This is a genomic window from Mycolicibacter arupensis (genome assembly GCF_002086515.1).
Taxonomy (GTDB): domain Bacteria; phylum Actinomycetota; class Actinomycetes; order Mycobacteriales; family Mycobacteriaceae; genus Mycobacterium; species Mycobacterium arupense.
In genome coordinates this window covers 18213-29136 of sequence record NZ_MVHH01000047.1, presented here as the reverse complement: position 1 = coordinate 29136, position 10924 = coordinate 18213, and the positions used below count along the sequence as shown (strand labels likewise).

The 10924-nt window shown below is 63.4% G+C and carries 18 protein-coding genes; 2 read left to right on the top strand and 16 right to left on the bottom strand.

Annotated elements, in window-relative coordinates; genetic code table 11:
* Positions 1-171 precede the first annotated feature (171 nt).
* Complete coding sequence (locus BST15_RS17310; RefSeq protein WP_052751485.1) at positions 172-1056, bottom strand: DUF3800 domain-containing protein; 885 nt, start codon at positions 1054-1056, stop codon at positions 172-174.
* Positions 1057-1716: 660 nt separating this feature from the next.
* Between BST15_RS17310 and BST15_RS17305 the strand changes: the two genes are divergently transcribed.
* Complete coding sequence (locus tag BST15_RS17305; RefSeq protein ID WP_046190178.1) at positions 1717-2016, top strand: DUF732 domain-containing protein; 300 nt, start codon at positions 1717-1719, stop codon at positions 2014-2016.
* Positions 2017-2019: 3 nt separating this feature from the next.
* Here BST15_RS17305 and BST15_RS17300 read toward each other — a convergent pair whose 3' ends face one another.
* The 5 genes from BST15_RS17300 to BST15_RS17280 form a co-directional block, all read right to left on the bottom strand.
* Positions 2020-3807 (bottom strand): Gp37-like protein, encoded by a 1788-nt coding sequence (locus BST15_RS17300; protein ID WP_046190179.1) that lies wholly within the window; start codon positions 3805-3807, stop codon positions 2020-2022.
* A gap of 5 nt (positions 3808-3812) precedes the next feature.
* Positions 3813-4061: a hypothetical protein gene (locus tag BST15_RS17295; RefSeq protein ID WP_046190180.1), complete on the bottom strand. Its 249-nt coding sequence runs from the start codon at positions 4059-4061 to the stop codon at positions 3813-3815.
* Between the two features lie 140 nt (positions 4062-4201).
* Positions 4202-4852: a hypothetical protein gene (locus tag BST15_RS17290; RefSeq protein WP_046190181.1), complete on the bottom strand. Its 651-nt coding sequence runs from the start codon at positions 4850-4852 to the stop codon at positions 4202-4204.
* 13 nt (positions 4853-4865) lie between these two features.
* Entirely contained in the window at positions 4866-5279 is a 414-nt protein-coding gene (locus tag BST15_RS22820) for a helix-turn-helix domain-containing protein (RefSeq protein ID WP_046190182.1), read from the bottom strand.
* Positions 5269-5565 (bottom strand): hypothetical protein, encoded by a 297-nt coding sequence (locus tag BST15_RS17280; protein ID WP_046190183.1) that lies wholly within the window; start codon positions 5563-5565, stop codon positions 5269-5271. Before BST15_RS17280 ends, BST15_RS22820 begins: the two co-directional genes overlap by 11 nt.
* Positions 5566-5606: 41 nt before the next feature.
* On the opposite strand from BST15_RS17280, the gene BST15_RS22180 reads away from it, so the two are divergent.
* Positions 5607-5804 carry a hypothetical protein gene (locus BST15_RS22180; protein WP_157861740.1) on the top strand — a complete coding sequence of 66 codons (198 nt, stop codon included), beginning with the start codon at positions 5607-5609 and terminating at the stop codon, positions 5802-5804.
* Positions 5805-5845: 41 nt separating this feature from the next.
* Here the strand turns inward: BST15_RS22180 and BST15_RS17275 are convergent, their stop codons facing one another.
* From BST15_RS17275 to BST15_RS17240, 10 genes are all read right to left on the bottom strand, one after another.
* The gene (locus BST15_RS17275) at positions 5846-6529 is read right to left on the bottom strand and encodes a DUF2637 domain-containing protein (protein ID WP_046190184.1); all 684 of its coding nucleotides are present in this window, start codon (positions 6527-6529) and stop codon (positions 5846-5848) included.
* Positions 6526-6762, bottom strand: coding sequence for a zinc finger domain-containing protein (locus BST15_RS23270; RefSeq protein WP_420093284.1), 237 nt, complete (start codon positions 6760-6762; stop codon positions 6526-6528). Before BST15_RS23270 ends, BST15_RS17275 begins: the two co-directional genes overlap by 4 nt.
* A complete protein-coding gene (locus BST15_RS17270; protein ID WP_234708327.1) occupies positions 6759-8546 on the bottom strand; it encodes a hypothetical protein in 1788 nt (595 codons plus the stop codon). Before BST15_RS17270 ends, BST15_RS23270 begins: the two co-directional genes overlap by 4 nt.
* On the bottom strand, positions 8543-8986 hold the full coding sequence (locus BST15_RS17265; protein ID WP_083071075.1) for a DUF2742 domain-containing protein: 444 nt from the start codon (positions 8984-8986) through the stop codon (positions 8543-8545). Before BST15_RS17265 ends, BST15_RS17270 begins: the two co-directional genes overlap by 4 nt.
* Positions 8983-9075, bottom strand: a complete 93-nt coding sequence (locus BST15_RS22815) for a DUF6011 domain-containing protein (RefSeq protein WP_234808429.1) — start codon at positions 9073-9075, stop codon at positions 8983-8985. Before BST15_RS22815 ends, BST15_RS17265 begins: the two co-directional genes overlap by 4 nt.
* Before the next feature lie 83 nt (positions 9076-9158).
* The gene (locus tag BST15_RS17260) at positions 9159-9389 is read right to left on the bottom strand and encodes a hypothetical protein (RefSeq protein WP_083071074.1); all 231 of its coding nucleotides are present in this window, start codon (positions 9387-9389) and stop codon (positions 9159-9161) included.
* The gene (locus tag BST15_RS17255; protein WP_046190186.1) at positions 9386-9820 is read right to left on the bottom strand and encodes a DUF6907 domain-containing protein; all 435 of its coding nucleotides are present in this window, start codon (positions 9818-9820) and stop codon (positions 9386-9388) included. The genes BST15_RS17260 and BST15_RS17255 overlap by 4 nt, the downstream gene beginning before the upstream one ends.
* Positions 9817-10137, bottom strand: a complete 321-nt coding sequence (locus BST15_RS17250) for a hypothetical protein (protein ID WP_046190187.1) — start codon at positions 10135-10137, stop codon at positions 9817-9819. Before BST15_RS17250 ends, BST15_RS17255 begins: the two co-directional genes overlap by 4 nt.
* Positions 10134-10535: a hypothetical protein gene (locus tag BST15_RS17245; RefSeq protein WP_046190188.1), complete on the bottom strand. Its 402-nt coding sequence runs from the start codon at positions 10533-10535 to the stop codon at positions 10134-10136. The genes BST15_RS17250 and BST15_RS17245 overlap by 4 nt, the downstream gene beginning before the upstream one ends.
* Positions 10536-10701: 166 nt before the next feature.
* Positions 10702-10914, bottom strand: a complete 213-nt coding sequence (locus BST15_RS17240) for a helix-turn-helix transcriptional regulator (RefSeq protein WP_234708328.1) — start codon at positions 10912-10914, stop codon at positions 10702-10704.
* Positions 10915-10924 lie beyond the last annotated feature (10 nt).

The following is a 10924-nucleotide window of genomic DNA, read 5'->3' as shown; positions in this document are numbered from 1 at the left end:
GTCACGGGCAACAGGACTCTAAAACAGGATGGCCCCGTTCATTGGGGACATGCCAGACCGGCCACGAAAAAGCGGGGCGCCAATCCCCTGTGAAACAGGGGGACGCCCCGCACCAACCAGCCTAACCCGAGAGCGGTGTGCGCCAATCAGTCCGCCAGCTTGTCGGCCGCTTCACTGGCCACCGTTCGCAATCTGGAACCGCGCCAACGCATTCAGATCGAATGCGGCAGCATCATCGTAGAGCGCACGAGATGGTTGACCGTTCAAGCGGTCGATTACGCGCAGGCTGCCAACTCTCCTACCAGTGTCCGCGGTGGTGTAGCGATACTGGAGGCCGTTGAGCTTCTGTCCGTACCGCGTCCGCAGGACTGCGTACTCGTCGTTGAGGTGAACGTTGCGAATGAGGGTGTTGCAGTAGCCGACACATGCCATCGGAAAGATCAGAGCCGACGCCACGATGTCGGCGATCTGGAGGATGACGTGAGCGTCGCTGTGGCCGAAAGTTGGCGACTCGACAAGATGAGGTACAGGGTTGCCACCGGATTTGAACCGGGTGGTAGTCAATCGGTGCACGCTCGGCGTATTTTTCACCTTGGTCCGGGCATCCATGATTATCAGGCCTTGGGTACCCGCAGCTTGTAGTTGATGCTCAAACCCAGCAGCGATCTTGGCTACGGCCTGCGGGTAAACCCACCGACTTAGCGGTTTCTCTCCCTTGATGTAAACCTCGCCGATGATTAAAGCGCGCTCCTCCTCCAGGAGCTTCAGCACTGCATCGAGGAATCCGAGGGCGCGGCGTCGATTGCGCCGTGTTGCTGACCGGACATCCTTTCGCAAGTCGCTCCCCTTGACCTCGAACCGGATCAAGTCCGACAGCTGCACGTCGTCTTTCAGTAGTGACGGGCTGTACCGCTTCTTCAACTGAAGGAACTGCCAAACCAAGTTCATGACGCGTTCGTGGTCTACCACCACGCCAGCGATAACCAGCACGGGCGGGTCTTCCGGGGTCCGGAGAGGCTGTTCGTCCCCCGACTCGTCCAAGTATGCGAGCAGCACGCGGTATCTCCCTGCGTATCTGCGCTGATCGAAGGGTGGGCCACAAACAACTACAGCCCACCACGGGGGATGGGCTGTAGGACTTGCCGCACCAGGTGCGGCGTGTGCGCAATTACGCAAGCTCAAGTATGCCGAACTTGTTCGAATTCGCCAAGTAGCTTAAGTCGATGACCTGCCTAAACCGCAGCTCACAGGCCTGTAATTCATGTGCGACACGCCCCCGCTCTGACCCTGATTTGCTGGCATCGGCATCTACAGCAGCATCAAGTGCCCGGCCGCCACGACACCCCTGGGCCGCAGTCCTCCTCATCACCGAACTCGGCCAGATACTCATGCGCAGCGGCCTCCAACAACGCCAACTCATGCGGGCCATGCATCGTTATGCAGCCATAGGGGGAGGGGGGTGGGTGACACACACAGATGCCTATGCCACGAGGGGCTTCTGGGGTTGGGCGGTGGGGGTACTCCCCCTGTCGTTCCTATCGTCGCAGGTCAGGGGCCTGTGCTGCGCATTGCCGCGTTGCCGCGGGTCAGCGGATTATGCATGGTTATGCATTCGGTGTATGGCGCGTGTGGATGCAACCGCCTCATCGGTGAATCGCTGCGGCGTGTCGGCGGTTGGGGTTAGTGTGCGGGTTCGCTGTTCGAAAGGGAACTGTGATGATGGGGCGATTGGCGTTGGTGACTGCGGTGTCGCTAGGGCTCATGCTCGGGTCGGCAGGGCTGGCGCAGGCGGACGAGCAGAGCTACTTGGACTACTTGTTCAGCCACGGGTTCAACTACCACTTCGGCGTCTCGTCAGCGAGTACTGCTGTCAAGGGCGGTCAGATGATTTGTGACAACGTTCGGTGGAACGGCGGTCCCCGCAACGGGGTCAACCCGGTGATGGCCGCGACCCTTGACGACGTGATGATTGCTGGGGCGCGAGCGGAGCTGTGCCCCGATGCCCCCTGGTCTTAGCACTCAGTAAAGGTCGTTGCTGCCGAAGAGCGTTCCGACTGCTGACCACATGGTTTGGATGGTCCGCACGGCTTGCGCCATGGGGTCTTCCATGTCCGAGCCTGTGCCGATGGTCACGTCGAAGGTCTTCGGGGTGTCTTCGTCGTAGTGCATGCGGATCGCGGTGAATTGGTCGGTGTAGAGCAGTCCGTCGATCTCGAAGAGTGCGCGAGTGCCGAGGTCGAAGTCGTAGTAGACCGAGTACGGGCGACGGTTCCAGATCGAGACCTTGAACGACTGGTAGGGGCGGGTCTTCCACAGGCCTTGCCGCTGCGTGAGCGTTGAGCTGATGGTGTAGGCGGTGCCGCCGCCCTCCTGCGTGAAGTACTCGAGATAGCCCATGTCACCGGCTTGGACCTCGCGCAACGGATCGGTGTGGCGCATGAACGCCAGCAGCATGTTGTCGAACTGGCCCTGGTAGATCTCTTCGAGGCCGGAGCCGAGCGGAGCAGGGCCGGCCATGGCGCCGCCCCCGCCGGAGCCGCCGTAGACGTTGGTGAGCTGGATGAAGCTGAGCCCGTACTTGATTCCGAAGGTTTGCAGTTGGTTGACCCAGCCGGGGCTCTTACCGCCCACGATGATGGATTTTGCAGTGCTCTTGAAGATCGCCCGTTCGGACGATTTGATGGGTGACTGATCCAACGAGTCGCGGAAGACGATCGACGGCAGGCTCGGTGCGATGCCCAGGAAGTCGCGGACGTAGGGCGGGGTGTTCTTGCCGGTGCGGGGGTCGATGGCATCGGCATCCCGGAACTCGTAGAGGATCTCGGAGATCAGGTCGTCTGCTGTGGCGGCAACGAGGTTCACGGCACCGTCGACCGCTGTACCGGTCAAGCCGACAACACCCGACTGGTCCTCTACTGCAAGGACAATGCAGTTCCGGGACGGGCGTGCGGCGTCCTGCCCGATGAGCGCGGCCAGCTCCGGGTGCGGGGAATCCTCGTCCTCTGTCAGCCAGGTGTAGGCGCGGACGTTGCAGCCGGCGTCCTTGAGTAGGCCGGCGGTGGTGTCGTGGGCCGGGGACCAACGGCTGGCGATGACAGAGAACCGGCTAGTGTCGGTGAGGGGGTTGACGAACTGCATTTGGATCGGCCAGTTCAGCGGCGACCACAAACGCCCATCAGTGAGTGGCTTGATCCAGGCGCCGGGGTTGACGAAGTTGTCGATGATCCCCAGCGGTGGGTAGAAGATCCTGGCGAGGTTGACGAACCCGGTGACCGCGGTGATGGTGCGGGTGTTGCCGGGTAGCACCCATGCTTTGAGGGGCTGAAACTCCGGGGCATACCACGGCGTGGCCGCGAAATAGAGGTGTTTCCAGTGCTCACGGTTTTCGGCGACATCGAAGTGCAGTTCGTGCAGGCCTTTTTCGGTGCGGACGTTGCGGACGGCGGTGACTTTGCCGCCCCACCGCCACCGCCAGTTCCGATTGTTCGGATACGGGTCGATGGTGATGTTCAGGTCGTCGTTGGCGCGGACGTCGGTGCGCAGGAACTTGTTGATCCAATCCGAACCGCGTAGGACGATGCTGCCGGTTCCGGTGTCGTGTAGCCGTTGCTCAACATCGACGGACTTCTCGCCACCGATACGGCCAATGAACGTCATGTCCTTGTCCCACAGCCGGATCAACGGCCTCGCGCGGGACTCAGCGTCCTTGACCTTGCGTTTGGCATCGGCGTAGCGGTACGCCGAGATCGGAGCGGTGAGCGGGTTAGGTACCCCGTTCTCACCGATGGCCGGGAACTTGATGGTCATTGTGATCAGCCCGTCGTAGATTTCCGGAAGCGCGCGGCATCGAACGCGACGACCTTGCCGCCGGTCTCCTTGGTTGGCTTGGTCGCCCGCAACCTGGCGATCTCCGCTTTCGCTCGCTCAAGCTGCGGGTTCAGGTTCGAGCGAAGCGATGGCATCGCTTCGAATGTCTCCGCCAACAGGCGGTATCGGATCTGGGCCTCGGCCAGGTCGTCCGTGGCGTCCATCGCCTCATTCAGTGAGGTGTACTTGGCCATCTCGGCTCCCTTCTGGTGGTGGTGTGTTGGGATGCGGCGGCGGCGCGGGTTCCCGTTTGGCACCAGGAGGGATGCCGCGGCGGAAGCCCTATGCCGACGAGAAACTCGTGCGGGTTTGACGCCGCCGCCGCAAGTTCTCATCACCAGGTGCCGAACCCTTCGCGCAATGGTCGGGGTCCGGAGGGCTCTCTGATGGAGTTCAGGGGCGGGACTTCCGGCATGCCAGAGGGGAACGGCAATTTCAAGCTGGGGGGCATGTAGTGCGCCACGTTGAAAAGGCTGTTTTCGGCGTATTTCGCCAGGGCGGCGAGGTCGTCGACGTCTTTGCGTGCCGCGGTGTTGCGTTCGAGAAAGTCATCCCTGATTGACGTCCAGCCGCGTACGAGTGCCCGTTCCAGCACTGCTGTCGCGAGGATCTGGTCGCCGGATCGCTTGGCCGATTCGTAGATTTCTGCGGCGTCGTCGTTGTCTTCGATCTCGCGGACGCGGGCTTGTGCGTCGCGGAAGCTGACGACCTTCGCGGGATCGCTGCTGGCAGTGGGTGAGAGGCCGAAGACTCGCCGTTCAAGCTTCTCTTTCATGCCCTTTACGGCGGCCTTCTCGCGGGCACACAGTGCACTGATCTGCTCGGTGACCTGCTCGTGGAGTGGTTCGAGGCGCTCCCGTTTACCGCTGGTCGTCAGGTTGGGGTCGGCTTCGACCTCGTCATGTGTCTGCGTGAATTGTTCGGAGAGTCGGGCGGCTTCGGTGCGGTAGCCCTGGACTTCGACCTGGAGGGCTTCGAGACTCATATCGTGTTCTCCTTTACGCGATGTTCTTCAGGGCGGTGATGCTGCTGGGGTAGATGAGCCACCGGCCGCCGAGGCGCTGTGCCCGCAACCTGCCGGCGGCACACCACTTTCGGATGCAGCGGTCGGTGACGTTCAGCGATTGTGCTGCCGCTGCTGTGGTCATCAACATTTCTGATTGTGTGGTATTTGGTTGGCCCGCAGTGGATTCTGTTCCGGTAGCGGAATGGCATGCTGAGATGTGAAGGGCGGTGAGTGCGACGTACGCTTCGGGATCGGTGGTGCGCAAGTTGATTCGGCGGTCTGCGGTCATGCCGGCTTTGCGGTCGAGCCAGCGTGCGACTTTCGGGGGAATGATGGCCGATCCGTCGCTGGTGATGCTCTGGTTGATGCGGACTTCCAGCGACGGATTCGCCGGGTTATGCGTCATGCGCCGCGTCCTGATCATCCCGCTCAAGCAGAACTAGTTCAGCACCATCCCGCTCGACGTCGGCGTAGTAGGCGAGAACGGCGCCTAATCCCTTTCCGGAACCGTGGGCTTCGGCTTCCTTGATGCGCCTTGCTGCGGCCCGCCAACGGTCGGCGGAATGTTCCTCCCCGACAATGAGGTCGGTTTCGGGGATGCCGAACAGCAGCGAATAGCCTGCGTTATCCAGGTGCAGGTCGCCTGTTTCGGTGGTGGTGGCACGCACGATGATCCGCTTCGGCTCCGTCATGACGCGTCCTCCCTTGAACGTCGTCCTTGTCTGGCTGGTAGGTGCCCGGCAACGACACCGGATGGTCGTTTGCGGGGTGTCAGGGTGGCGTACCAGGTGGTGCAGCTCGCCAGGGCGGGGCAGGTCTTGCACAGACCGATGGCCTGCAGGTGGCGCTGCTCGGCTACGCCTTCGGGTTCATCGGGGCCGCGTTCATCGAACAGGTGGTGTCGGCGGCGGCAGCGGGCACCGGGCAGTGACGGTGCTCCGCCGAGTGCGATCAGAAGGTTCTCGAGCATGGTCACGTGGACTCCTGGAGTTGGTGGTCGATGATCCGCAGCACGGTGGAGTAGCCCACGTTGAGGGTGCGCTGGATCGTGGACGGTGCGGTTCCGGCTGCGTGCGCTTGGAGCACCCGTGCGACGCGTTCGGGGGCGATCCGCACAACGCCTTGGTCCACGATGCGGTGCGCGGCGGCCAGGTGTGCGTCGGTTTGCACGGTGGGGTGCATGGCGTTGTGCACCTCGACGTGCACCGAAGGTGGCACCTCCGGGTGATGCTCAGCGGCGTGCGCCCGTGGTGCGGGTTGGCCGTTGAGCGCCAAGAGTGCAACGGAACTGGCGGTCATGCCCAGATCTATGACGAGCGGGACGATCCACGCAATGGCTGCGGCTGCGCCGGCCCAGGTGACCGCGAGATCCCGCAAGGCTAAGAAGTTGAGCGTGAACGCGCCGAGGGCGAGCATTACCGCGGTGGCGAGCGCACAGCGGTATGCAGCGCCGACGATCTGGGCATGCACTAACGCGTGCACCCCCCAAATCGCGCACAGTTGGACCACAACGACAACGGTCGCCAAGGCTGAGGCGATCACAGGGGAACGGGCGTCTCCGAGGAGTGCGTGAGTGACCACACCCGCTACCGACACCGCCGCCGAGCCGAGAAGCCACGCCCAGAAAAACCGTCCGGCGTTCCGGTGGGCGCTCACGCCTGGTCCTCACGCGGGTGTCGGGCTTCAGAGAAGTCGTGGGAGTTCTGGTATTCGCCCACAACTCCAGGCGACCTGAGGTCTGCGGCGGCGAGGCGACCGACACACGGCACTCGTGAGATCCGGCCGTCTGCCTTGGTGCAGGGCTGGCCCCCTTCGGCTCCGCAGTGTCCGCAACGGACGGTCAGGGCTCCGGTGTCCCGGTATGCGGCCAGGACCGCGCGTCCGGTCACGCCGTCACCCCCTCGTCCGTCTGCCGGATACGCCAGATCCGCTCCGATTTGGCATTGCCGTGTGCGGGTGCCGATTGGATGCGGGGGTGTTGTACGGCGGCCTTGCGGGCGGTCGTTGCGCTGTAACCCGCCTGCTCGGCGGCGAGCATGTAGGCGCTTTGATCGATCTCCGTGGTGTTGCCGGGCAAAGCGTCGAGATATTTGCTGAAGAACTCGGAGGCGGGTACGTATGCGGCATCCTGGTCGCCAGTGATCGACCACGTCGCTCCGCGGTTGGTGCGGGCGATCAATACGACTTCAGATGAGCTGGATGCGGCCTGCGCCAGGTTGGCGCGGCTGTACCCGACCGCTTCCCCAGCGGCATACACAGCAAATGATTCTGCGGTGTCGTTACCGGCTGCACGTAGGTCTGCTATGTGTTGATCGAACCATTTCTGACATGACACCTTGGGTCGCTCGGTTTCGTGCGACCTGCGGGAATCAAGGTCGGTAATGGTCGCGGATGGTTCACCCTGAACTTTCGGTTCACCCTCTTTGAGCTGCTGATATGCACCCTGAACCGCCGGTTCACCCTGAACCGGAGTCAATCGGTATCGAGTACCGCGTGCAACCTCCATTGAGGCCACCAGACCCTCGTGTTGCAGCAAAGCAATGGCTTGGTCGAACATGTCGCGGCGGTCTCGCTTGCCCATCTTGCTGCGCAGTTCGTTGCCGGCCTGTTCGCCATCGCGTTCGAGGGTTCGGAGGATGCTGTTGCGGACTCCGTCGAGCAGGCGGCTGTCGTAGACCTCGTCTCCGACCGCCCTGGCGATTGCCCGGTCACGGATCTTTGCTCGGGCCGCTTGGCGGTCATACTCCAGCACCGAGTTCCGGGTGGCGTCCGACTTGACCATGACGACCTCAGATAGTGCCCAGTCGTCCTCAGAGACAACCGACCGGTGATCGAGGATCGCCAGCGCGGCGGCGACCTTGAGCCGCGTCAAGGTGCGGTGTCCGTCGATGGCGTCGAGTTCGCCACGCTGGTTGGCCAGCAGTCCCGCTGCGACGTACTCAGCGATCTTCGGGGTGCCGTACTGGATCAGCACCGGCTTATCCGCGAGCGCCCATCCCGGCAGATTCGTGTCCAGCACCCGGTCAGGTTCGGGGCCGGGGGTGTCCGGAATGGAAGGGTCGGTGACCGATCCCCACACCAGTCGTTGTGGCGTGCCGCCCGATACGTCGTCAAGAAGGACTCCGCAGTGGCCGAACTGTGCGCTGATGGACAAGCCCAGCCGGTAGCTGTCAGCCGGGACAGAGCGCGTCGTAGCAGTGGATGCGCCCTTGCTGCCGAGCCTGTCACCTGTCAGTGCTGCTTTGATTGCTGCCCTGGTGTTATTGCCCTGCCCGGCGTTGAGGGCGGTCAGATGGTCGATCTCCGACACAGTGATCAGCGCGCGGGTGATCCGGTCCTCGGGATCTTTCGTTTCCTTGAAGAGGTCGTGGATGCCCTGCCCTGAACCGAGCCCTTCCTCGTGAATGTCGTCGCGGGGCCAGACGATGCGAGCCAGTTTGTCGGTGACTCCCTTGCCGGAACCTGACCGGCCGACGAGAACGATGCCCATGTTCAGCGATGCCGGGGCCGGCGGGCCGGGCAGCATCACGCGGTGGCTGGTGGACATGATCACCCGTAGCAGCACCGTGAGAAGTAACGCCCACGGGGCGACGTATCGGGCGCGCGCCCACTGATAGATGAGCGTGAGTTGTTCGGTGGATGACCAGAATTCGGATTCGTCAATGTCGGTCACGCGGTCTCCTGGTGGGGTAAGCGAGGGACGTAGGGGCCACCGCGTCCGGCCCGGATCTGGCGGGAGACAGCAGGCCAGTCTTCGGCACGGGCAATGACTTTCGCAGCGTCGGCGCGGTGTTCTTGGTCGGTCTCAATCCGCAGCACGTGGTGTTCTCCGGCGACGGCCAGAGCCATCAGTTTCGCCAGATCGGTGTCCGCCAGGGCCTGCCAGGACGGCGTGCCAGCGATCGGGAGTTGGCCGCAGTTGGCCTGGGTAACAGCAGCTTCGAGGAACTCGTGGACGGGCCACCACGAAACTTGGCGACTTCCGGTGAGCGCATTGCTGCGTGTTGTGGTTCCAACGGGTTTCGGGGCAGCCACCAGGCCAGGCGGTCTCAGTTCATTTTGGGCCGGTGAAGTCGATACACCATGGGTGCGAGGACGATCGTCCGGGTTCATCCGGTCTCCCTGGTTGCGCAGGAGGGTCCGATACCGAGAGCGACTGAACGCGGGTCGGTCAACCACCGTCCACAGCCCCGGCAGCGCATCGCGAGGCGCCACTCCGGCAAGTCGGTGGGGAGGCCGGGACGACGCCCGACCTCCTCCACGTTGATCTGCACCTTGTTGGCCATCAGAGCCCGCCCTTCACGCGGGCGACCATCCGGCCGAACTCATCGAGGCCGTAATCCAGCGTGGCCTCGTGGATGATGGCCTCGGCGTTCTCCGCCGGGGACTGGCAGCCGGGGCAGATCAAGCCGACCGGATAGCCCCCTTCGGCCCGGACATTCCAACCCTCGGCCGCTGCCAGGCTGCGCAGTCGCTTCCCGCACCGTTCGCACCTGCGCGCCTTCGTCGCCATCACTTCGCCACCTCATCGTCGATCTGTTGGGCGACGGTGATCAGATGTTTGGCCAAGGTGACGGCTTCGGCCGGCGTCAGCTTGAACTCGGTATCGACATTCAGCAACGGACGGCTGCTCTCCCGGAACAGATGCAGTGCCACGTACGGCAGCCGGTAGTAGCGACCACACGCGTATGCGGTGATGTGCGGATCGGCGGCGTCGACCTGCTTGTGTGATGCCGGGGCGAGTTCTTCGAGACTGCACCCGACCGTGTGCAGCGGCCCCTGACACCACTGATCGACCCGGTGGGACTCCCTCGGGTGTCCATCACTTTCGGCACACCAGGGGGCGCAGGGCCAACCGTTGACGCTGGTCGACTCTGCCGCCGCCCAAGCTCTGGCAAGCGTGGCCGTCGCTTCCCGCATGTTCGTCGTCAGATCGTCGGCGGTCATCGCGCCACCTCGCTGTCGATCCCGTAGTGGACGGCCTTGGCCAGCAGTACCAGCAGCTCGGCTGCCTGCTCGATGCTTAGTGCCGCCTCGGCCAGCGACTCCTCGTTTGGCCGTTGCATCCCGATCAGCACTTCGTTCGGGAACTCGTTGTCGCAGAGGCTGTAGACGTAGAGCCAGCCGTCGGTCCCGTTGACACGGGTGGCGGCCGCCGTGGCGTTCCATGCGTGTTCGCGGTGCGGCCCGTCCAGGTACATGCACTGGTCTCCGAAGCGGCAGTCACTGCTCGTCTGTTGCGGAAGGGAGGTGTTGGCGGTCATCGCGCGACCTCCGCAGCGTCGGTGGTGCTGGACCACTTGTCAGCGACATCAGCAGCGCGGTTCAACAGGACGGCCAGTGCTCGTGCCTGCGCGGCGGTCATTTCGTTGGGCTCATACATGTTTATGGCGACGTCGGAGAGCCGTCCGGCGGCGTCCTGCTGTGCCCACACGCCGATGAGATGGTCCTCGCTGCCCATGCCCATGTAGGCCACGACGGGCCGCTGCCCATCCTCGGAGTCGTACGGGCCGGCGGGCGCCGGGGTGGTGCAGCTCCGGGTGTGTCCAGCGATACCACCGCAGCAGAGTCGGTTGGCGCTGCCGACGGGGTAACCGGACCAGAGTTCATCGTGAGCTTCGGCGGTCAGCTCGTAGTCGATGGGTTCGTTTTGTGCCATCATGGTCGTTAGGACTCCTGTTCATTGGTGGGTGGGTTGTTCTGCAAGCCCTCGGCGGTGCTCCAACACCGACCGGGGGCATTTCTCTTGACGGGCCGAAGATCCTCGGTCCTGTCCAACTCGGGCGCGATCCCAAGATCGGGGTGCGCTTCCTGCGGATAGATGCGCATCAGGCTGCATCACCGCCACCGCGCCGGGTCGCCTGCTCCTGCTCGGCCAGCCAGCGCTCGATCTCGCTGCGGCGGTATACGACCCGGCCTCTAGGGCCGAGGGTGAACGACGCCGGCCCCTGGTCCGTGGATCGCCAGAACCGCAACGTTCCCGCGTTGATCCCGTACTCCTGCTCCACCTGCTTCGTGTGAAGCAGATCGCCATCTGCCACTGATGCTCCT